This window comes from Streptomyces sp. NPDC048420, from assembly GCF_040651535.1.
Lineage (GTDB): Bacteria > Actinomycetota > Actinomycetes > Streptomycetales > Streptomycetaceae > Streptomyces.
Map to the genome: position 1 here is coordinate 53,412 of NZ_JBEZKG010000028.1, position 19,503 is coordinate 72,914.

20 protein-coding genes and 1 riboswitch are annotated in these 19,503 nt (G+C 70.5%); of the genes, 6 read left to right on the forward strand and 14 right to left on the reverse strand.

Annotation, left to right across the window (positions count from 1 at the left end):
• The first annotated feature begins 13 nt into the window (after positions 1–13).
• Positions 14–265: a hypothetical protein gene (locus tag AB0D34_RS38555; protein WP_362670651.1), complete on the forward strand. Its 252-nt coding sequence runs from the start codon at positions 14–16 to the stop codon at positions 263–265.
• Here the strand turns inward: AB0D34_RS38555 and AB0D34_RS38560 are convergent.
• Positions 228–1,400 (reverse strand): acyl-CoA dehydrogenase, encoded by a 1,173-nt coding sequence (locus AB0D34_RS38560; protein ID WP_362670653.1) that lies wholly within the window; start codon positions 1,398–1,400, stop codon positions 228–230. The two genes, AB0D34_RS38555 and AB0D34_RS38560, sit on opposite strands and share 38 nt — an antisense overlap.
• A 344-nt stretch (positions 1,401–1,744) precedes the next feature.
• Between AB0D34_RS38560 and AB0D34_RS38565 the strand changes: the two genes are divergently transcribed.
• Positions 1,745–2,977, forward strand: a complete 1,233-nt coding sequence (locus tag AB0D34_RS38565) for a glycoside hydrolase family 18 protein (protein ID WP_362670655.1) — start codon at positions 1,745–1,747, stop codon at positions 2,975–2,977.
• Positions 2,978–3,050: 73 nt separating this feature from the next.
• On the opposite strand, the gene AB0D34_RS38570 is transcribed toward AB0D34_RS38565, so the two are convergent.
• The 3 genes from AB0D34_RS38570 to AB0D34_RS38580 form a co-directional block, all read right to left on the reverse strand.
• Positions 3,051–3,713 carry a TetR/AcrR family transcriptional regulator gene (locus tag AB0D34_RS38570; protein ID WP_362670657.1) on the reverse strand — a complete coding sequence of 221 codons (663 nt, stop codon included), beginning with the start codon at positions 3,711–3,713 and terminating at the stop codon, positions 3,051–3,053.
• A gap of 68 nt (positions 3,714–3,781) precedes the next feature.
• The gene (locus AB0D34_RS38575) at positions 3,782–3,922 is read right to left on the reverse strand and encodes an SCO1431 family membrane protein (RefSeq protein ID WP_362670658.1); all 141 of its coding nucleotides are present in this window, start codon (positions 3,920–3,922) and stop codon (positions 3,782–3,784) included.
• Positions 3,923–4,066: 144 nt separating this feature from the next.
• On the reverse strand, positions 4,067–5,428 hold the full coding sequence (locus tag AB0D34_RS38580) for a peptidase C39 family protein (RefSeq protein WP_362670661.1): 1,362 nt from the start codon (positions 5,426–5,428) through the stop codon (positions 4,067–4,069).
• 234 nt (positions 5,429–5,662) lie between these two features.
• On the opposite strand from AB0D34_RS38580, the gene AB0D34_RS38585 reads away from it, so the two are divergent.
• Positions 5,663–6,283 carry a hypothetical protein gene (locus tag AB0D34_RS38585; RefSeq protein ID WP_362670760.1) on the forward strand — a complete coding sequence of 207 codons (621 nt, stop codon included), beginning with the start codon at positions 5,663–5,665 and terminating at the stop codon, positions 6,281–6,283.
• 433 nt (positions 6,284–6,716) lie between these two features.
• Positions 6,717–8,579, forward strand: a complete 1,863-nt coding sequence (locus AB0D34_RS38590) for an AAA family ATPase (protein ID WP_362670664.1) — start codon at positions 6,717–6,719, stop codon at positions 8,577–8,579.
• 99 nt (positions 8,580–8,678) lie between these two features.
• Here the strand turns inward: AB0D34_RS38590 and AB0D34_RS38595 are convergent, their stop codons facing one another.
• From AB0D34_RS38595 to AB0D34_RS38635, 9 genes are all read right to left on the reverse strand, one after another.
• Positions 8,679–9,755, reverse strand: coding sequence for a hemolysin family protein (locus tag AB0D34_RS38595; protein WP_362670667.1), 1,077 nt, complete (start codon positions 9,753–9,755; stop codon positions 8,679–8,681).
• The gene (locus AB0D34_RS38600; RefSeq protein ID WP_362670670.1) at positions 9,752–11,086 is read right to left on the reverse strand and encodes a hemolysin family protein; all 1,335 of its coding nucleotides are present in this window, start codon (positions 11,084–11,086) and stop codon (positions 9,752–9,754) included. The genes AB0D34_RS38595 and AB0D34_RS38600 overlap by 4 nt, the downstream gene beginning before the upstream one ends.
• Before the next feature lie 179 nt (positions 11,087–11,265).
• Positions 11,266–11,724 carry a PH domain-containing protein gene (locus AB0D34_RS38605; protein WP_362670672.1) on the reverse strand — a complete coding sequence of 153 codons (459 nt, stop codon included), beginning with the start codon at positions 11,722–11,724 and terminating at the stop codon, positions 11,266–11,268.
• 14 nt (positions 11,725–11,738) lie between these two features.
• Complete coding sequence (gene hisG, locus AB0D34_RS38610; RefSeq protein ID WP_362670675.1) at positions 11,739–12,587, reverse strand: ATP phosphoribosyltransferase; 849 nt, start codon at positions 12,585–12,587, stop codon at positions 11,739–11,741.
• Positions 12,588–12,632: 45 nt separating this feature from the next.
• Complete coding sequence (locus AB0D34_RS38615) at positions 12,633–12,905, reverse strand: phosphoribosyl-ATP diphosphatase (protein ID WP_006378313.1); 273 nt, start codon at positions 12,903–12,905, stop codon at positions 12,633–12,635.
• Between the two features lie 34 nt (positions 12,906–12,939).
• Entirely contained in the window at positions 12,940–13,425 is a 486-nt protein-coding gene (ribH, locus tag AB0D34_RS38620; protein ID WP_057614122.1) for a 6,7-dimethyl-8-ribityllumazine synthase, read from the reverse strand.
• A gap of 24 nt (positions 13,426–13,449) precedes the next feature.
• Positions 13,450–14,748 carry a bifunctional 3,4-dihydroxy-2-butanone-4-phosphate synthase/GTP cyclohydrolase II gene (locus tag AB0D34_RS38625; protein ID WP_362670678.1) on the reverse strand — a complete coding sequence of 433 codons (1,299 nt, stop codon included), beginning with the start codon at positions 14,746–14,748 and terminating at the stop codon, positions 13,450–13,452.
• Positions 14,745–15,386 carry a nicotinamide mononucleotide transporter family protein gene (locus AB0D34_RS38630; RefSeq protein WP_362670680.1) on the reverse strand — a complete coding sequence of 214 codons (642 nt, stop codon included), beginning with the start codon at positions 15,384–15,386 and terminating at the stop codon, positions 14,745–14,747. The genes AB0D34_RS38625 and AB0D34_RS38630 overlap by 4 nt, the downstream gene beginning before the upstream one ends.
• Positions 15,383–15,988 (reverse strand): riboflavin synthase, encoded by a 606-nt coding sequence (locus AB0D34_RS38635; protein ID WP_362670683.1) that lies wholly within the window; start codon positions 15,986–15,988, stop codon positions 15,383–15,385. The genes AB0D34_RS38630 and AB0D34_RS38635 overlap by 4 nt, the downstream gene beginning before the upstream one ends.
• Before the next feature lie 147 nt (positions 15,989–16,135).
• A riboswitch (FMN riboswitch) is annotated at positions 16,136–16,266 on the reverse strand.
• Between the two features lie 212 nt (positions 16,267–16,478).
• On the opposite strand from AB0D34_RS38635, the gene AB0D34_RS38640 reads away from it, so the two are divergent.
• Complete coding sequence (locus AB0D34_RS38640) at positions 16,479–17,366, forward strand: RNA polymerase sigma-70 factor (RefSeq protein ID WP_362670685.1); 888 nt, start codon at positions 16,479–16,481, stop codon at positions 17,364–17,366.
• Between the two features lie 91 nt (positions 17,367–17,457).
• Complete coding sequence (locus tag AB0D34_RS38645; protein ID WP_362670687.1) at positions 17,458–18,210, forward strand: NAD(P)H-binding protein; 753 nt, start codon at positions 17,458–17,460, stop codon at positions 18,208–18,210.
• Here AB0D34_RS38645 and AB0D34_RS38650 read toward each other — a convergent pair.
• Positions 18,207–19,379 carry an ROK family transcriptional regulator gene (locus AB0D34_RS38650; protein WP_362670690.1) on the reverse strand — a complete coding sequence of 391 codons (1,173 nt, stop codon included), beginning with the start codon at positions 19,377–19,379 and terminating at the stop codon, positions 18,207–18,209. The genes AB0D34_RS38645 and AB0D34_RS38650 overlap by 4 nt on opposite strands.
• Positions 19,380–19,503: the final 124 nt, after the last annotated feature.

The following is a 19,503-nucleotide window of genomic DNA, read 5'->3' on the forward strand; positions in this document are numbered from 1 at the left end:
CCGTTGCCCAGCCATGACCTACACCTATGCACCGGCACACGCGCCGTTCGCAGAATCGGTTCCGTTGGTCGCTCCACCCGTGCTGCCGGCCCCGCCGCCACCGCCCCAGGACCCGCCCATCTACCGCGATCTGATGCGCACCTGGGCCAACGGCGGCCGCACCCTGCCGGGGCGCCACGACGCGGAGTGGGTCCGACTCGCGGCACCGCAGGTCAGGCCAGGGCAGTTCAGCGGGTCTCCGGCCCCGCCAGGTGACGGGCGATGACCATCCGCTGGATCTGGTTGGTGCCCTCCACGATCTGCAGGACCTTGGCCTCGCGCATGTACCGCTCGGCCGGGAAGTCCGCGGTGTAGCCGTACCCGCCGAGGACCTGGACCGCGTCGGTGGTGACCTTCATCGCGGTGTCGGTGCAGTGCAGTTTGGCCATGGCCGCCTGCTTGGCGAAGGGCCGACCGGCGTCCCGCAGCCGCGCCGCCGCGAGGTACAGCGCCCGACCCGCCTCGATCTGGGTCGCCATGTCGGCGAGCATGAAGCGCAGCCCCTGGAAGTCGGCGATGGGCCGCCCGAACTGCTGTCGCCCGGTCGCGTATCCGACCGCCTCGTCGAGGGCCGCCTGGGCCAGCCCGATCGCACAGGCCGCGATACCGAGCCGCCCCGAGTCGAGGGCGGACAGGGCGATCGCGAAGCCCTGCCCCTCGTCACCGATGCGCCGGCCGTCCGGCACGCGCACCCCGTCGAAGTGGACCTGGGCGGTGGGCGAGCCCTTCATGCCCATCTTCTTCTCCGGCGCGGCCGCGCTCACGCCGTCCGCGTCGGCCGGCACCAGGAACGCGGTGATCCCGCGCGGGCCCTCCTCGCCGGTGCGCGCCATGACGGTGTAGAAGTCGGCCACTCCGCCGTGGGTGATCCAGGCCTTCGTCCCGGTGATCACCCAGTGGTCGCCGTCCCGGACCGCTCTGGTGCGCAGCGAGGCCGCGTCCGAGCCGGAGGACGGTTCGGAGAGGCAGTAGGCGCCGAGCAGTCCGCCGCCGAGCATCGCGGGCAGGTGCTCGACCTGCTGTTCCTTGGTGCCGTAGGTCGCGAGCGCGTAACAGGCGAGGGTGTGCACGCTGACGCCGAGGCCGACGGTCAGGCGGGCGGCGGCGAGTTCTTCGAGGACCTGGAGATAGACCTCGTACGGCTGGTCTGCGCCGCCGTGCTCGGAGTCGTAGGGCAGGCCGAGCAGGCCGGTGCGGGAGAGCAGGGTGAAGACCTCGCGCGGGAAGTGCCCGGCGTCCTCCTCCTCGGCCGCCCTCGGGACGATCTCGTGCTGCGCGATGTCGCGGACGAGCGAGATCAGGTCCCGGGCCTCGTCCGTGGGCAGTTGCCGGTCCACCGGCTGCGGGGCGCGGTCGGGCATGGCGACGCTCTCCTCCCTGTAGGGCGCTGGCGGACGCACGCCGTGGGGTGGGGCGGCTCCGCCGGGTCTCACTGGGCGCCGGCCGCTGCTCGCGTCTCCCGGGTCACGGAAGCTGCTGACCAGCGGCTGCGCCCTGTGAGTATGCCCGATCGGAGGCACCTGGTCACTGGTTAACGACCGCTTACTTCAAGATATACCGGCCCACCGGCAACCGGCCCGGAATGGGCGCCGAATTGGTCCGAACCATTGACGCAGTGGTCTAGTCCTCTTACTGTTCCGACACCGCCTTACCGCGTTCATGCCAATCGGCTGGCGTTCCCCTCTCCCTCCACGAGGAGACACCGATGCACCTTCCTCAGCGCGCCCGCTTCCGGGCGCTGCTCTCCGCCGTGTGTTGCGCGGTCCTCGGCGCGGGCCTGCTGGCGGGCGCGAGCAGCGCCACCGCAGCCGCCCCCGAGCGGACACCGAGGGCCGCCGGCTCCAAGGTCGTCGGCTACTTCACCGAATGGGCCACCTACGACCGCAAGTACTACGTCAAGAACATCGAGACCTCCGGCTCGGCGGCGAAGCTGACCCACATCAACTACGCCTTCGGCAACGTCACCGGCGGCAAGTGCGCGATGGGCGACGCCTACGCGGCCACCGACCGGACCTACAACGCGGCCGAGTCCGTGGACGGCGTCGCCGACACCTGGGACCAGCCGCTGCGGGGCAACTTCAACCAGCTGCGTGAGCTGAAGAAGAAGCACCCGGGCCTGAAAGTCCTCTGGTCGTTCGGCGGCTGGACCTGGTCGAGCGGGTTCGGCGAGGCCGCCCGCAACCCCGCCGCGTTCGCCCAGTCCTGCTACGACCTGGTCGAGAACTCCCAGTGGGCCGACGTCTTCGACGGCATCGACATCGACTGGGAGTACCCGAACGCCTGCGGCAACACCTGTGACACCAGCGGCAGGGAGGCGTTCAAGAACCTGATGGCGGCGCTCCGTTCGAAGTTCGGAAGCGGCTCGCTGGTCACCGCCGCGATCACCGCGGACGCCACGGCCGGCGGCAAGATCGACGCGGCGAACTACGCGGGCGCGGCCCAGTACGTCAACTGGTACAACCCGATGACGTACGACTACTTCGGCGCCTGGGACGCGTCAGGACCGACGGCCCCGCACTCGGCGCTGAACTCCTACTCCGGCATCCCGAGGGCGGGCTACTACACCTCGGCGACCATCGCCAAGCTCAAGGGCCTCGGCATCCCGGCCTCCAAGCTGCTGCTCGGCATCGGCTTCTACGGCCGCGGCTGGACCGGTGTCACCCAGTCGGCGCCCGGCGGCACCGCGACGGGCCCGGCGGCGGGCACCTACGAGCAGGGCATCGACGACTACAAGGTGCTCAAGAGCAAGTGCCCGGCGACGGGGACCGTCGGCGGCACGGCGTACGCCAAGTGCGGCAACAACTGGTGGAGTTACGACACCCCCGCGACCATCGCGACGAAGATGACGTACAAGAACCAGCAGGGCCTGGGCGGCACCTTCTTCTGGGAGCTGAGCGGGGACACCTCGGGCGGTGAGCTGATCAAGGCGATCAACTAGCCGAGCCCGGCAGGGACTTGGGGCGGGGGACCACGAGCCTCCGCCCCAACTCGTCGGCAACTCGCCGGCGGTGTCAGTCGTCCCGGCGGGCCGGAGCCGGGGTCGGGTAGTCGGAGTCCATCTCGGCGATGGCGCGCATCGAGCCGCCGAGGGCCTTCACCAGGAGGTCGCGCATGGTGTCGCGGGAGAGCTGGGACGGGCCGTCGATCCAGTCGAGGGTGGCACCCTCGACGCTGCACACCCAGGCGAGCAGGCCCATGCGGGCCACGGGGGAGATGTCGGTGCGGCCGTAGGCGCCTTCGGAGATCGTGGCGACTATCGCCTCGCGCACCCCGTCCCGGATGGCGTGCACCTCGGCGTCGAAACCGACGCCGCCGCTGACGACCGTGCGGTAGGCGGCCTGGTTGTGCTCGGCGTAGCGCAGATAGCTGTCGAGGGTGCGGTGGACGCGGTCCACCTGCCCCAGTTCGAGGCCGCTCGCCGCGTAGGTGACCAGGTCGGCGACGGAGTCCTGGATGATCGCCAGGTAGTAGCCCCGCTTGGACTGGAAGTAGTAGTAGATCAGCCCCTTGGCGACATGCGCCTGGCGGGCGATGTCGTCCATGGAGAGCGCGTCGTAGGACGTGTCCGCGAACAACTTCCGCCCGATGGAGATGAGTTCGGCGCGGCGCGCGACCGAGCGCTCGGTGCCGCGAGCGCGCGGCCGGGCGGCTTCACGCTGATCACTGATCTTCAAATTTCGACCCTGACCTCGGGCTGGCGGCGGGAAACAACCGCAGTATGCCAGGTCAACTATGGATCAGGTCACAGTAGACCGAGCTGCGTGACGAGCATCGCGATCACCGCGACGAGGGTCCAGCCGGCGACGTGTTCGAGGATCTTCGGGCCGTCGTCCTTCGGCCCGCCGGTCCGGGTGCGGGCGGCGGTGGCAGAGTGTGCGGTCATGGCGTCTCGCTGGTCTCGGGTGTGCGGATGGACTCGGCCCCCCCACCGATCTGTCCACCTTGCCACCCAGAGCGGCTTTTGCGGCCGAGAGCTTGGTCACAGGAAACGGCGCCCGGCGGATGCCGGGGGCCGTTCCGAGGCGGTTCAGCGCACGCCCACCGCCGCGAGCGCCTCGCGTTGACGCGGGGTCGGGCAGGCGGGGAAGTACAGGTAGCAGACGCCGCCGGTGCCCGAGACGACCTTGCCGCCGGCGTTGTACCGCTTGGTCCTGAGCCAGATGTTCTCCCACTCGCGCCGCTGGTAGACGCGCCGCACCTCCGCGTCGCTCGGCGAGGCCGGGTCGTTGGCGATGACGTCACCCTCGGCGGTGAAGCCAATCACGGTCATCAGGTGGCCCGAGGTGCCGTAACCGGCTCCCGTGAGCTCCTCCTTGAGGAACGACTGGGACGTTATGGCCGGGATACCGGCCGCGATCAGCGTCTCCAGGTCGGTGAGCGAGCCGAGCCGGGTGACCACGCCCTGGAGGTCCTTGAAGGTGGCCGCGTAGGCCGCGTTGAACGGCCAGTTGCCACAGCCCGCGTACTGGTAGTCGTAGGTGTACCGGGCCGCGTGGCAGACCTGCGGGTCGGCGTACGAGGGGTCGACCCAGGCCAGCTGCTCGGCGGTGAGGCGGCCGCCCCAGTACTCGATGATCATCTGCGAGCTGGTGGGGCTGCACCAGGCCTCGCCGCCGTTGTCGTACTCCGGGTACTGGCCCACATGGATCTCCTGCGAGTAGCGCGGGACGATCAGCTCACGGGCGAGGCCGGGCGTGGAGGCCGGGACGGTGAAGCGGTCCGGCACGTCCGAGCCCATCGCGTCGAGCCGCCACACGGTCGGCGTGTTCTTCGCGCCGGGCTTGCGGTACAGGGTCAGCCGCAGTCGGTACGAGGCCAGACGCAGCCCGGTCGAGGGGTCGTCGATCGCGAAGGTGTCGGTCCAGATCGTGCTCTTGCCGTCGGTCTGGTCGTCGACCGAGGTCCGCTTGATGTCCCCGTCACCGGCGGCCCAGCGGCCCATCACGTACCAGGGGGTGGCCGTGCCGTCGGAGTACGTCCCCTTGAGTTCGATCTGGATCCAGGTGCCGGCCGGGGTGTGCGCGTTCCAGGAGGCGATCACCTCCGTCGAGGGCACGGCGAGCTTGTGGACCGGCCCGGTCCAGATCGCGTACTCCCAGGTCGCGGTGGTCCCGGTGTGCGGGTCGGGGTACGCGGTGGTGCCCGCGGGAGTGCCGATCACGACGCCGGGGCGGCTGCCGGCGACGGCCCGGGTGCCCTTCGCGGTGCCACCGCGCCAGTCGCTGTACGTGGTCCAGGCGCGGTTGTCGACCTGACCGGCGGCGGCCTCGTCGGACGCCGCGTCGATCGCGTTGCCCGCGGCGTTCGCGGGGCCCGCGCTGCCGGCCACCGCGGCGGCGACCGCGACGGCCAGAACGGTTCTGCGGGACGGCTGTTCGGCTCTGCTCATGGCTGGGAAGACCCCCAGGTCTCCGAGTCGGGGCGGGTCCACGTGCACGGTAGTGGGCCAACTATGGAGGAGGCGGCATGCTCCTGCCAGCACTTCAGCCCGTGCCACGCCAACGAATATTGGTCTCGTCCACTGGCATGACCTGGGAACTGCGGTTCCGGCGGCGATCACGGGCCCCTCACTAGACTGGACGGGCCCAACCGCCCGTTCGTATGAGCACCAACAGGAACCGTCATCCATTCCCTCGCCTCCCGGCTCCGCCGACTGCCCCCGTCCTGCGGCCCTGTCCGGCTGATCGGCGTCGACGGACACGCCGGCTCCGGAAAGTCCACGTTCGCCGGGCAGTTGGCGGACGCGCTCGGCGGCGCTCCCGTGCTGCACCTCGACGACATCGCCAGCCACGCCGAGCTGTTCGGCTGGACCGGCCGGCTCCTGGACGAGGTGATCGCACCGCTCGGCCGCGGTGAGACCGCGCACTACGCCCCCTACGACTGGCACGCCCGCCGCTTCGGACCGCCCCGGCCCCTGCCGCCGGCGCCGGTGATCCTGCTGGAGGGAGTCGGCGCGGGCCGGCGCGCACTGCGGCCGTACCTGGCACAGCTGCTGTGGATGGAACTGCCCCGTGAGGAGTCCTGGGCCCGCGGACGGTCCCGGGACGGGGTGGAACAACGGGAGTTCTGGGACGGCTGGGTCGTGGCGGAGCGACGGCATTTCGCCGAAGACCCCTCCCGCCCCTTCGCGGATCTCCTGGTACGTCAGTGCCAGGAGGGGTACAAGACGACTCCCGGGCCTGCGGGGGCTGTTGGACCGGACCGGAATGTCACGCACAGTGACGGCCCAACATCGATGTGTTGAACCTGTGAAGACCCACTGGTAGGAACTTGCCTGAGTCGCCCAACTCCGCTTGACCGAGGGGCCGTACAGGTCTTACGTTCTGAATGTGCGGCCGTTCGAAGCCGCCCACAGTCGCGAAGCCCCCGGTTGTTCCCCCGTGATCGGGGGCTTCGTTCTGCCCTCTCACGGATTTCCGGACGCTGTGAGGCGTTATTCGCTCACCCTCGGTCACCATCCGTGGTTCGCCCCATCTGCTCCCACCTCGCCAAACGGCCTGTGCGGCACCCTACGGCGGGCGACACCTCCGCAGGTACGATGCCCTCGGTGCGACCTACGGACGACTGCTCTGCGCACCGTTGCAACTCCGGTCCGCGGCACAGCGGTTGGACGAAGGCGGCCACCGGGCGTCGGCCCCGGTGGTGAAACCACGGGGGCACGGTTTGTGGGGGACGTGATGGATTTCGGCACGCAGGGCCCCGAGGCCCCGGCCGACCTCGCATGGGTGCGAGGTGTGGACGCCTACACGATGGGCGCCTATCCGCAGGCGGAGGAGGAGTTCCGGACCGCGGTGCGGATCGACCCCGGGATGGCCGACGGCTGGCTCGGACTGCACGCGCTGCGCGTGGACACGACGACCGCGCTGCTCAGGATGTACCGGCACCGCGAGCGCTTCGGAGAACAGCGCGCCCGGCACCGCCGCACCCTCAACTCCTGGTACTGGCTGGGCTGGTGGGTGCAACCGGTGCTGGAGAGCCCGCGTGACCTGCTGCTCGCGCACGCCTCGCACTGGCTGGACGGCCGTCATGTCCCCGAGCTGGACCGGGCCCTCGCGGGCCTGCCGCCGGTGGACACCGACCACCAGGTCCGCTTCCTGCACGCGTGCCGTGCCTATCTCGTCAAGGACTGGGACCAGTTGGTCCGGCACACCGAACCGCTGATCGACGATGCCATGCTCGGTATCGAGGCCGGTCTCTTCGGTGGCATGGCCCGGGTCCGCCTGGAGATGTACGGCCAGGCCGAACCGCTGCTCTCGGCGGCCCTCATGCGCTGCCGCAGCGAACAGCCCCAGCGCAAGGAGCTGCGCTACTGGCTGGCCCGGGCGCACGAGGGGACCGGCCGGTCCGCGGCCGCCCTCCCCCTCTATCGCGCCGTGCACCGCGTGGACCCGGCCTTCATGGACACCTCGGCCCGGCTCGCCGCGATCGCCGAGGGCGACGGGTACGACGACTCCGCCGACCTCGCGGCGATCACCCTCACCGGCTTCGGGCAGGACGTGCTGGAGGGGCCCGACGGGATCGATCCGCTGTTCGGCATGGAGGGGCGGGAGCTGAAGCTCTCCGAACCGGAGCCGCCCACCGGTCCACTGCCGTCCATGACGGATCCGGCCGGACGCGAGAGGTCCGGCGCACCCGCGGGGCCGCTGCCGGCCGGGCCCACCGACCCCGTCCTACTGCAGGAGGCGCTCACCGAACTCGAGCGCATGGTGGGGCTCGAACCGGTGAAACGCCAGGTCAAGGCGCTCTCCGCGCAGTTGAACATGGCCCGGCTGCGCACCGGCCAGGGCCTTCCGGTCCAGCCGCCCAAACGTCACTTCGTCTTCTCCGGCCCCTCCGGCACCGGCAAGACCACGGTGGCCCGCATCCTGGGCCGCGTCTTCTACGCCCTCGGGCTGCTCGGCGGAGACCACCTCGTGGAGGCGCAGCGGGCGGATCTGGTCGGGGAGTACCTCGGCCAGACGGCGGTGAAGGCGAACGAACTGATCGACTCGGCGCTGGGCGGGGTCCTGTTCGTCGACGAGGCCTACTCGCTCTCCAACTCCGGTTACGGCAAAGGGGATGCGTACGGCGACGAGGCGCTCCAGGTGCTGCTGAAGCGGGCCGAGGACAACCGGGATCACCTGGTCGTGATCCTGGCGGGCTACCCCGAGGGCATGGACCGGCTGCTGGCCGCGAACCCCGGACTGTCGTCGCGCTTCACGACCCGGGTGGACTTCCCGTCGTACCGTCCCCTCGAACTCACCTCCATCGGCGAGGTGCTGGCGGCGGAGAACGGCGACATCTGGGACGAGGAGGCGCTGGACGAGCTGCGGTCGATCGCCGGACACGTGGTGGACCAGGGGTGGATCGACGAGTTGGGCAACGGGCGGTTCCTGCGGACGCTGTACGAGAAGAGCTGCGCGTATCGGGATCTTCGGTTGTCTACGTATCCGGGGATGCTGAGCCGGGACGACTTGTCGACGTTGCGGTTGCCGGATCTGATGCAGGCGTACGGGGAGGTTCTGTCGGGGCGGGGGCCGCAGGATCCGTCGGCGATGTAGTTCGTCGGCTGCGGGCCGGTGGGGGCTGGTCGCGCCCACGCGGCGGAGCCGCATATCGGATACAGCCCCGAGCCCCTGGGTGGGTCCAGCCCCCTTCCGCTACGACGCCAGCGCTTCCTCACTGCTCCGAGGCTCAGTGACCCGAACCTCCGGCAGCTCCCGGTGCGCCGGATCCCGTACCTCACCCACCAGCAGCTCCAGTACGTCCTCCAGCGCGACCAGCCCCAGCACCTTGCCGGAACCGTCCGCGACCTGGGCCAGGTGGGTGGCGGCACGCCGCATCACCGTGAGGGCGTCATCCAGCGGCAGATCGGACCGCAGCTTCGTCATCGGGCGCCAGATCTGCTGGGGTACCGCCCGCTGCGAGTCCTCCAGATCCAGTACGTCCTTCACGTGCAGGTACCCCATGAAGGCACCGTTCTCCGCGGCGATCGGGAAGCGTGAGTAGCCGGTACGGCCGGTGAGCTCGATGATCTGGCCCGGGGTCACCGAGGGGCGCACCGTCACCAGGGACTCGCGCTTCAGCAGGACGTCCGTCACCGGGCGCGAGCCCAGTTCCAGCGCGTCCTCCAGGCGTTCCTGCTCCTCCGGGTCGAGCAGGCCCGCCTGGCCGGAGTCCTCCACCAGCCGGTTCAGCTGCTCGCTGGTGAAGACCGCCTCGACCTCGTCCTTGGGTTCGACGTGGAAGAGCCGCAGGATGGCCCGGGCGCAGGCGCCGAGGGCAATGGTGATCGGCCTGCACAGGCGGGCGAAGTAGACCAGGCCGGGGCTGAGCCACAGCGCGACCTTCTCCGGGGCCGCCATCGCGAGGTTCTTCGGGACCATCTCGCCGATGACGAGGTGGAAGAAGACGACCGCGGCCAGGGCGATGACGTAGCCGAGCGGATGGATCACGCCGTGCGGCAGGTGGATCCACTCGAAGACCGGCTCCAGCAGGTGCGCGACCGTCGGTTCGGCGACCGCGCCGAGCGTCAGCGAGCACACCGTGATGCCGAACTGGGCCGCCGCCATCATCTGGGGCAGCCGCTCCAGGCCGTACAGCACCTGGCGGGCCCTCGCGGTGCCGAGCGGTTCGATCTGGCTGCGGCGCACGGAGACCAGCGCGAACTCGGCGCCGACGAAGAAGCCGTTGGCGAGCACGAGCAGCGCGGCGAAGAGGAGTTGGAGCACGCTCATCGGGCGGCCTCCATGACGTTCACCGCGGGGACCGTGCGGACCAGGCGGACCCGCTCGGCGCGGTAGTGCCCGACCTGGCGCACGGTGAGCCGCCAGCCGGGCAGCTCGGCCCGGTCGCCGACGGCGGGGATACGGCCGAGCAGGTCGGCGACCAGTCCGGCGACGGTCTCGTACGGCCCCTCGGGCACGTCGAGGCCTATGCGCTGGAGGATGTCGACCCGGCAGCTGCCGTCGGCGTCCCAGGTGAGGCGGCCGTCCTCCGGCGGGGCGGCGGCGAGTTCGGGGACGTCCTGTCCGTCGTGCTCGTCGCGGACCTCGCCGACGATCTCCTCGACGATGTCCTCCAGTGTGACCACGCCGGCCGTGCCGCCGTACTCGTCGACGACGACGGCGATGGGCTGCTCGCTGCGCAGCTGGGCGAGGAGGGGCTGGACCGGGAGTGTCTCGGGCACCAGCAGCGCCGGGCGGGCGATGCGGGAGACGGGGGTGCGCAGACGGTCCTGGACGGGGACCGCCAGGGCGTCCTTGAGGTGGACCATGCCGACGATCTCGTCGATCTTCTCGCGGTAGACCGGGAAGCGGGACAGGCCGGTGGCGCGGGTGAGGTTGACGACGTCCTCGGCGGTTGCGGAGGCCTGGAGCGAGCTGACCTTCACGCGCGGGGTCATGACGTGCTGGGCGGTGAGGTCGCCGAGCGACAGGGTGCGGACGAAGAGGTCCGCGGTGTCCTGTTCCAGGGCGCCGGCCTGGGCCGAGTGCCGGGCCAGGGAGACGAGCTCGCCGGGGGTGCGGGCGGAGGCCAGTTCCTCGGCGGGCTCGATGCCGAGCGCGCGGACGAGGCGGTTGGCAACCGCGTTCAGGGCGGCGATCACCGGCCGGAACAGCCGGGCGAACGCGTGCTGGGGGCCGGCGACGAAGCGGGCGACCTGCATCGGCTTGGACACCGCCCAGTTCTTGGGCACGAGTTCGCCGATCACCATCTGCACGGCGGAGGCCAGCAGCATGCCGACGACGACGGCCACGCCGGAGACCGCGCCGTCGGGGATGCCGATGGCCGTGAACGGGCCGTGCAGCAGTTCCGCGAGGGCCGGTTCGGCGAGCATGCCGACGACCAGGGAGGTGATGGTGATGCCGAGCTGGGTGCCGGAGAGCTGGAAGGACAGCTCTTTGAGCGAGTCGGCGACCCGACGGGCCCGTCGGTCACCTTCCGCGGCCGCCCTCTCGGCGTCCGTGGCCTCGACGGTGACGAGGCCGAACTCGGCCGCCACGAAGAAGCCGTTGGCGAGGATCAACAGGAACGCGGCTCCGAGGAGCAGCAGGGGGATGGTCATGCCGCCGCCTCGATATGCCGGGAGGGGGCGGCGCAGGTACTACAGGACGATCCGTCCATCGCTGGAGGGAGTCACTCCTCGGGTAGCAGGAACAACGAGAGGCGGAGGCGCAAGGAAAACGCCTCCGCGAACAGATTAATCAAGACATGGCCGACTGCGGCAGGGTGAAAGTCCCCGAGTCAGCCCTGATCTTCGTCGGAGCGGGCTGTGGAGCGGGCTTCGGCGAGCGCGCGCAGGGCCTTCGCGTCGGCGATGGCCTGCTGTTTCGCGATTCCCGGCTGGATGCCGAGCGCCGGCAGGCTGGTGCCGTCGCTGAGGTTGAGGAACACCCACGGATCGCCCGGGCGGAGGTTCACCTGGATGATCTCGGCCCATTCCAGACGCCGTCGGCCGGCGATGTTCTGGACGGTGACACCGGACTCGTCGGCGACGACCTTCACCCTGGCCAGCAGGAACAGCACACCGGCGAGCAGAGCGGCGGTGAAGATGAAACTCAGGCGCTCGCCCGGGCCCAGCTCCTCCAGGAGCAGCGCGATCACCGTGATCGTCACGAAGATCGCGACACCCGCGGTGAGCAGGACCGCGCGCGTGCGGCCCGGCCGGAACGTGACGGGAAGAGTGGGCAGTTCGGAGGACATCTGCGGTGGGCCCCTCAGAGACGGCAGGCGTGGATGGCCGTCGTCAGGATGGCCCGCGCACCGATGTCGTACAGGTCGTCCATGATCCGCTGCGCCTCCTTGGCGGGGACCATCGCGCGGACGGCGACCCAGCCCTCGTTGTGCAGCGGGGAGACGGTCGGGGACTCGAGGCCCGGGGTGAGCGCGACGGCCTTCTCGAGCTGCTCGACGCGGCAGTCGTAGTCCATCATCACGTAGGTCCGGGCCACGAGGACGCCCTGGAGGCGGCGCAGGAACTGCTGCACCTTGGGCTCTTCCGTCTCGGCGCCGGTGCGGCGGATGACGATCGCCTCGGACTTCATGATGGGCTCGCCGAAGACCTCCAGGCCCGCGTTGCGCAGGCTGGTGCCGGTCTCGACGACGTCCGCGATGACCTCGGCGACACCGAGCTCGATGGCGGTCTCGACGGCGCCGTCGAGGTGGACGACGGCGGCGTCGACGCCGTTGTCCGCGAGGTGTCCGGCGACGATCCCCTCGTAGGAGGTGGCGACCGTCTTGCCCTTCAGGTCCTCGACGCCGTTCGCCGTGCCCGGCTTGGCGGCGAAGCGGAAGGTGGAGCGGGCGAAGCCGAGCGGGAGGATCTCCTCGGCGTCGGCGCCGGAGTCGATCAGCAGGTCACGGCCGGTGATGCCGATGTCGAGCCGGCCGGAGGAGACGTAGATCGCGATGTCCCGGGGGCGGAGGTAGAAGAACTCCACGTCGTTGACCGGGTCGACGATCCGCAGTTCCTTGGACTCGCGGCGCTGCTGGTAGCCGGCCTCATGCAGCATGTCCGCCGCAGGGCCTGACAGGGAACCCTTGTTGGGGACGGCGATGCGCAGCATGAGGTCGGCTTCCTTTGCTCTCAGGGGTGGTTTTCGGCGACTGGCTTACAGGTGGGCGTAGACGTCGTCGAGGGAGATCCCGCGCGCGACCATCATCACCTGGACGTGGTACAGCAGCTGCGAGATCTCCTCGGCGGCCGCTTCCTTGCCCTCGTACTCGGCGGCCATCCAGACCTCGGCGGCCTCTTCAACGACCTTCTTGCCGATGGCATGGACGCCCTTGCCGACCAGTTCAGCGGTGCGGGAGGTGGCGGGGTCGCCGGTGGCGGCCTTGTGCTGGAGCTCGGTGAAGAGCTCCTCGAACGTCTTATTGGACATGGTGGCGCCCACTTTACGCGTAAGCCCGCACCACCTAACGCCACGGTTCAGATACTGAGCGGAGGGTGGCCGCCGTGGCCACCGCCGCCGTCACTGCCTCGTGCCCCTTGTCCTCGTTGGAGCCCTCGATGCCGGCCCGGTCCAGGGCCTGCTCCTCGGTGTCGCAGGTGAGGACGCCCATGCCGACGGGGACGCCGGTGTCCACCGAGACCTGGGTGAGGCCCTGGGTGACGCCCTGGCACACGTACTCGAAGTGCGGGGTGCCGCCGCGGATCACGACACCGAGGGCGACGATCGCGTCGTAGCCGCGGCCCGCGAGGACCTTGGCGACGACGGGGAGTTCCCAGCTGCCGGGGACCCTGAGCAGGGTCGGCTCGTCGATCCCCAGGTCGTGCAGGGCGCGCAGGGCGCCGTCCACCAGTCCGTCCATCACCTTCTCGTGCCACTGTGCCGCGATGACGGCGACCCGCAGGTCGCCCACGTTGCGTACGGACAGCTCCGGTGCACCCTTGCCGCTCACGTTCTCGAACTCTCCTCGAAGTGCTTACTGGTTGCTGCAGGTGGACACGGGAGCCGCGGGGCTCGTGTCCAGCCAGGGCAGGTCGTGGCCCATCCGGTCCCGCTTGGTGCGCAGGTAGCGGAGGTTGTGCTCGCCCGCCTGTACGGGCATCGGCTCCCGGCCGGCGACCTTGAGGCCGTGGCGCAGGAGGGCGTCGGACTTGTCGGGGTTGTTGGTCATCAGGCGCAGGCTGCGGACCCCGAGGTCCTCCAGGATCTGCGCGCCGGCGCCGTAGTCGCGGGCGTCGGCGGGCAGGCCGAGCTCCAGGTTGGCGTCGAGGGTGTCGTGGCCCTGCTCCTGGAGTTCGTACGCCCGCAGCTTGGACAGCAGGCCGATACCGCGCCCCTCGTGGCCGCGCAGGTAGACCACCACTCCCCTGCCTTCTTCCTGGATGCGCTCCAGGGAGGCGTCCAGTTGGGGGCCGCAGTCGCAGCGCAGGGAGCCGAAGATGTCGCCGGTGAGGCACTCGGAGTGGACGCGGACCAGGACGTCCTCGCCGTCGCCGATCTCGCCGTGGACGAGGGCGACATGCTCGACGCCGTCGACGGTGGAGCGGTAGCCGTACGCCGTGAAGGTGCCGTGGGCGGTGGGCAGCCGGGTCTCGGCCTCGCGGCGGACGGTGGGCTCGGCGGCCTGGCGGTAGGCGATCAGGTCCTCGATGGAGATGATCGTCAGGCCGTGCTTGCGGGCGAAGGGGATCAGCTCGGGCAGGCGCAGCATGCGGCCGTCCTCGCCGGCGATCTCGACGATCGCGCCGGCCGGGCGCAGTCCCGCGAGCCGGGCGAGGTCGACGGCGGCCTCGGTGTGGCCGTTGCGGACGAGTACCCCACCGGACTTGGCACGCAACGGGAAGATGTGGCCGGGTCGCACGAAGTCGGTGTGGTCGGCGTCGCCGCTCGCGAGGAGCTGAAGCGTGGTCGCGCGGTCGGAGGCCGAGATCCCGGTGGTCACCCCGTGAGCGCCCGAGGCGTCCACGGACACGGTGAACGCGGTCTTCATCGACTCGGTGTTGTCGTCGACCATCTGCGGCAGCTTGAGGCGGTCCAGTTCGTCGCCCTCCATGGGGGCGCAGATCAGGCCGCGGCACTCGCTCATCATGAAGGCGACGATCTCGGGGGTGATCTTCTCGGCGGCGACGACCAGGTCGCCCTCGTTCTCGCGGTCCTCGTCGTCGACGACCACGATGGGGCGGCCGGCCGCGATGTCGGCGATGGCCTGCTCGACCGGGTCAAGCGCGAAGTCCTCGAACCCGTCGGTGCTGTACAGAATCGGTGCGGCGGTCATGCCGACGCTCCTTCCATGACGGGCCGCGCGGACTCTCGCGAGCGCAGCCACCAGTCGCGCATGCCCCACAGGACGAGCGCGCCGTAGATGACGTAGACGAAGCCGGAGAAGGCGTAGCCGTTGGCGAAGTTCAGCGGGACGCCGACGAGGTCGACGAGGAGCCAGGCGAACCAGAACTCGACCATGCCGCGGGCCTGGGCGTACATGGCGACGACGGTGCCGACGAAGATGTAGGCGTCGGGCCAGGGGTCCCAGGACAGGGTCGGATAGGCCTTGAAGAGCAGGGCGACTGCGACGGTCCCGACGGCGGCCGCGCCGATCATCGAAGCGCGCTCGGCCCAGGAAGCGAACCGGGGCGCGATGTGCCCGTCGTCGGACTGGCCCTTGTTGCGGTTCCACTGCCACCAGCCGTACGCAGCCACCACCATGACGACGGCCTGCTTGCCGGCGCTGCCGGTCAGGTGTCCGTAGAAGGCGCCGAAGAGGATGAGGCCGGAGGCGAACTGCACCGGCCAGCTCCACAGGTTGCGCCGCCAGCCGAGGGCGAGGGCGATGAGGCCGAGGATGTTGCCGATCATGTCCGACCAGAGGATGTGCTGGCCGAACAGCGTGAAGGCCTCGGTGTTGAGGGAGTTCACTTCCCCGCCCCCTGACCGCTCGCGAGCAGGCGCTCGACGTACTTGGCGACGACGTCGACCTCGAGGTTGACCGGGGCGCCGGGCTGCTTGAGGCCGAGCGTGGTCAGGGCGAGGGTGGTGGGGATCAGGCTCACGGTGAAGTAGTCGGGACCGGCGTCCACGACGGTGAGGCTGATGCCGTCGACCGTGATGGAGCCCTTCTCGACGACGTACCGCGAGAGGTCCGCGGGCAGCGAGATCTTGATGATCTCCCAGTTCTCGGAGGGCTTGCGCTCCAGGACCTCGCCGGTGCCGTCCACATGCCCCTGGACGATGTGTCCGCCGAGCCGCGCGCCCACGGCGGTGGGACGCTCCAGGTTGACGCGCGAGCCGACGCCCAGGGCACCCAGGCTGGAGCGTTCGAGGGTCTCGGCCATGACGTCGGCGGTGAACTCGTCGCCCTCGTGGTCGACGACGGTGAGGCAGACGCCGTTGACGGCGATGGAGTCCCCGTGTTTCGCGCCCTCGGTGACGACAGGGCCGCGAAGTCGGAAGCGACAGGCGTCGCCGAGGTCCTCGACGGCGGTGATCTCGCCCAGCTCTTCGACGATTCCGGTGAACACTTCCCGGGTCCTCCCTGCCTCATTGGGGCACGGACTCCGGGGCTGTCGATGACGACAGAATGAACGAGCAGGGACACCGGGGGCGACGCCGGACGCACCCGTCCCACAGGACGGACCGATACGGCGGCGCGCACGAATGCCCGCCCGCCGCGCACTGCCTCCCATCCGGACTTTAACCGTCGGTCCAGGAATTTCACCTGGTCAACCGGCCGCTGGAAACGGTCGGGTCGCGGACTGTAACCGCCGGTTCGGACTTTCACCGACCCCGGAGTGCGCTGCTTCTGGTACAGAGCCAGTGTGCCACGCCCGATCGACGTCCATACGGGCGAACGATGTGCAGTGGCTCACAACCCCTCCCTCCCCACCCCTTGACCTAATGGTCTAGTCCTTTTTAGGGTCGCCGTGCGTGGACACCCGCAGAGACGGGCCCGGCGGCGGTGACGACGGCCCTTGCCCGCCGCCGGGTCTTCCTTCTGGCAGGGTGACCCGCATGACGACCGCGATCGCCGACGAGTTCGAGAGCCATCGCCCCCGGCTGTTCGGTCTGGCGTACCGGATGCTCGGTTCCGCCGACGAGGCCGAGGACACCGTCCAGGACGCGTATCTGCGCTTCAGCGGGGCCGACCGCGCGGACATCGAGCACCCCGGGGCCTGGCTCGCCAAGGTCGTCACCAACCTCTGCCTCAACCGGCTGACTTCGGCGCGGGCCCGGCGCGAGCAGTACGTCGGGACCTGGCTGCCGGAACCGGTCGTCACCTCCGACGGCACGCTCGGTCCCCTGGAGTCCGCCGAGCAGCGGGACGCCGTGTCCATGGCGGTGCTGGTGCTCCTGGAGCGGCTGACCCCGACCGAGCGCGCCGTGTACGTGCTGCGGGAGGCCTTCGCCTACGGCTACCGGGAGATCGCCGGGGTGTTGGAGCTGACCGAGGCCAACTGCCGTCAGCTGCACCGGCGGGCGGCCCGGCGCGTGGGCGAGCCGGGGTCGCGGTTCGTGCCCGCACCCGAGCGGCAGGAGGAGTTGGTGGCCTCCTTCGTCACGGCAGCCCGGGACGGGGACCTCGCCGGCCTGGAGAAGCTGCTCGCGGCCGACGCGACCTGGTGGAGCGACGGCGGCGGCAAGGTGAGCGCGGCCCGGCGGCCGGTCGAGGGGCGCGAGAAGGTCCTCCGGTTCCTGCTGGGCGCCATCGAGAAGTGGGGCGCGGCCCTGCGGTTTGCGCCGGTGGAGGTCAACGGCGGCAGTGGTCTCGCGGCCTGGGACGGCGACGTCCTGGCCCTGGTGATCACCTTCGACGTGCGGGACGGGGTGATCGGCGGGATCCGGGCCGTACTGAACCCGGACAAGCTGGACTTCGCGGGGCGTCAACTGGGTCCTCTCTAAGCGGTTGTCACATTCCGCGGGGGCTGCTCGGTCTGTGCTGTCGGAGGGCGTTCCGTTCGGGAACGTCCGGCACCCCGAGGGGATGGACGGCATGACCACGATCCTGGTGACCGGCGGCACCGGAACGCTCGGACGGCTCGTCACCGAGCGGCTGCGGGCGGACGGGCACGAGGTGCGGGTGCTGAGCCGGCACAGCCCGCGGTACGCCGTCGACCTGCGTGAGGGTGGACCTGCCTTGGATGCGGCCGTCGCGGGGGTGGGCGCGATCGTGCACTGTGCGACGACACAGCGGGGCGGGGACGAGCGGTCGGCGCGGAACCTGCTCGACGCGGCGCGGCGGGCCGGGGTACCGCATCTCGTGTACATCTCGATCGTGGGGGTCGATCGGGTGCCGTTCCCGTACTACCGGACCAAGCTCGACGTGGAGCGGATGATCGAGGAGTCGGGGGTCGGATGGACGATCCTGCGGGCGACCCAGTTCCACGATCTGCTCGTGATGATGTTCCGGGGGCTGGCCAGGCTGCCGGTCGTGTTCGTTCCGGCGGGAGTGCAGGACCAGCCGATCGAGGTAGCCGAAGTCGCGGAGCGGCTGGCCGAGTTGGCGGTGGAGGCGCCTGCGGGGCGGGTGGCGGACATGGGTGGGCCTGAGGTGCGCACCCTCGCCGATCTGGCGCGTTCCTATCTGCGGGCTGCCGGGCGGAAGCGGGCCGTGGTGAGTGTGCGGTTGTTCGGGAAGGCGTATCGGGCGTTTCGGGCCGGTGGGCACCTCGCGCCTGAACAGGCGGTGGGGAAAGGGACGTTCGAGGAATATCTGCGGGTCGGCGGGGGCTGGTCGCGCCGCTAGCGGGGCGCGAACAAGTCGTCCTGAGCCCTGTCTCTTGCCGTCAGCAGGGCTCCTCGCAGAACCGCGCCGCCTCCCAGGACGCCGGCCCTGACCTCCGTGGGCAGCGGAGACATACGGCGGACCCGTTGCTCCACTCGTGCCGCGAGGTCCGTCCCGCCCGCCTCGCCGACCTCGCCGCCCAGTACCACGCAACCGGGGTCCAGGACCGCGGCGACGGAGGCGGCTCCTACGGCGAGGCGGTCGGCGAGGGCGTCGAGGAAGTCCGACGAGCCCCTCGCCACCGCCTCCCGCACCACCTGCGCGGCCGGCGGTTCGTACCCGTCACCCTCGTCCACCAGGCCGTACCGCTCCGCCAGCCCCACGATCGCCGCCGACCCCGCCAGCGAGTGGAAGCCCCCCTCGCAGTCCACCGCCGACGGCAGCCCCACCGTCCCCGGTACCGGCAGGAAGCCGATCTCGCCCGTGCCGCCCGAGGCGCCCCGGCGCAGGGTGCCGTCCAGGACCACCGCCGCACCGGTGCCGTGGCCGAGCCACAGCAGGACGAAGGTGTCCCGGTCGCGGGCCGCGCCGTCGCGCTGTTCCGCCAGCGCCGCGAGGTTGGTCTCGTTCTCGACGTGGACGCGGGTCTCGGGGAGCCGTTCCTGCAGCGCCAGCACCAGGCGCCGGTGCCATTGCGGCAGGCCGCCGGAGTCGCGGAGCTCGCCGGTGGCCGGGTCGATCAGACCGGGGGCGCCGATGCCGACGGTGTGGAGTTCCGGCGCCCCGGCCTCCTTCGCCGCCCGTTCGACCAGCGCGACCGCCTGCTCGACCGCGGACCCGGTACCGGTGTCCCCGCCGATCGGCACGGACGCCTCGGTCAGCACCCGCCCGAGCAGGTCGGACACGACGACGGAGACGCCCTCGGTGCGGACGTCGAGGGCCGCGAGGTGGGCCCGGTCGGCGACGATGCCGTACAGCTTCGCGTTCGGGCCGCGGCGCTGCTCCCCCGACTCCCCGACCACGTCGATCAGCCCGACGGCGGCGAGGCGCTCGACGAGGTCGGCGACGGTCGGCCGGGACAGTCCGGTGAGCTGCTTCAACTGCCCTGCCGTCAGCGGGCCTTCCTGCTGGAGCAGACGCAGGGCGAGCCGGTCGTTGATGGCCCGGGCGGTGCTCGGGGATGCGGGCATGCCGGGAATCCTCTCAGATCCACAGAGCCGGATATGCGCTATCTATCAGGCAGGGTTCCTGATAGTTTACGGCGGCGCTTGGTGTCAGACGGCGGATGCAGTGGATCGACGAGGATCCGGGGAG

Coding starts and splice junctions, on each gene's coding strand:
- AB0D34_RS38625 (WP_362670678.1), bottom strand. CDS start 14,748: ATGACCGCCGCACCGATTCTGTACAGCACCGACGGGTTCGAGGACTTC.
- AB0D34_RS38640 (WP_362670685.1), top strand. CDS start 16,479: ATGACGACCGCGATCGCCGACGAGTTCGAGAGCCATCGCCCCCGGCTG.
- AB0D34_RS38615 (WP_006378313.1), bottom strand. CDS start 12,905: ATGTCCAATAAGACGTTCGAGGAGCTCTTCACCGAGCTCCAGCACAAG.
- AB0D34_RS38580 (WP_362670661.1), bottom strand. CDS start 5,428: ATGAGCAGAGCCGAACAGCCGTCCCGCAGAACCGTTCTGGCCGTCGCG.
- AB0D34_RS38600 (WP_362670670.1), bottom strand. CDS start 11,086: ATGACCATCCCCCTGCTGCTCCTCGGAGCCGCGTTCCTGTTGATCCTC.
- AB0D34_RS38560 (WP_362670653.1), bottom strand. CDS start 1,400: ATGCCCGACCGCGCCCCGCAGCCGGTGGACCGGCAACTGCCCACGGAC.
- AB0D34_RS38555 (WP_362670651.1), top strand. CDS start 14: ATGACCTACACCTATGCACCGGCACACGCGCCGTTCGCAGAATCGGTT.
- AB0D34_RS38575 (WP_362670658.1), bottom strand. CDS start 3,922: ATGACCGCACACTCTGCCACCGCCGCCCGCACCCGGACCGGCGGGCCG.
- AB0D34_RS38645 (WP_362670687.1), top strand. CDS start 17,458: ATGACCACGATCCTGGTGACCGGCGGCACCGGAACGCTCGGACGGCTC.
- AB0D34_RS38650 (WP_362670690.1), bottom strand. CDS start 19,379: ATGCCCGCATCCCCGAGCACCGCCCGGGCCATCAACGACCGGCTCGCC.
- AB0D34_RS38565 (WP_362670655.1), top strand. CDS start 1,745: ATGCACCTTCCTCAGCGCGCCCGCTTCCGGGCGCTGCTCTCCGCCGTG.
- hisG (WP_362670675.1), bottom strand. CDS start 12,587: ATGCTGCGCATCGCCGTCCCCAACAAGGGTTCCCTGTCAGGCCCTGCG.
- AB0D34_RS38590 (WP_362670664.1), top strand. CDS start 6,717: ATGGATTTCGGCACGCAGGGCCCCGAGGCCCCGGCCGACCTCGCATGG.
- AB0D34_RS38595 (WP_362670667.1), bottom strand. CDS start 9,755: ATGAGCGTGCTCCAACTCCTCTTCGCCGCGCTGCTCGTGCTCGCCAAC.
- AB0D34_RS38605 (WP_362670672.1), bottom strand. CDS start 11,724: ATGTCCTCCGAACTGCCCACTCTTCCCGTCACGTTCCGGCCGGGCCGC.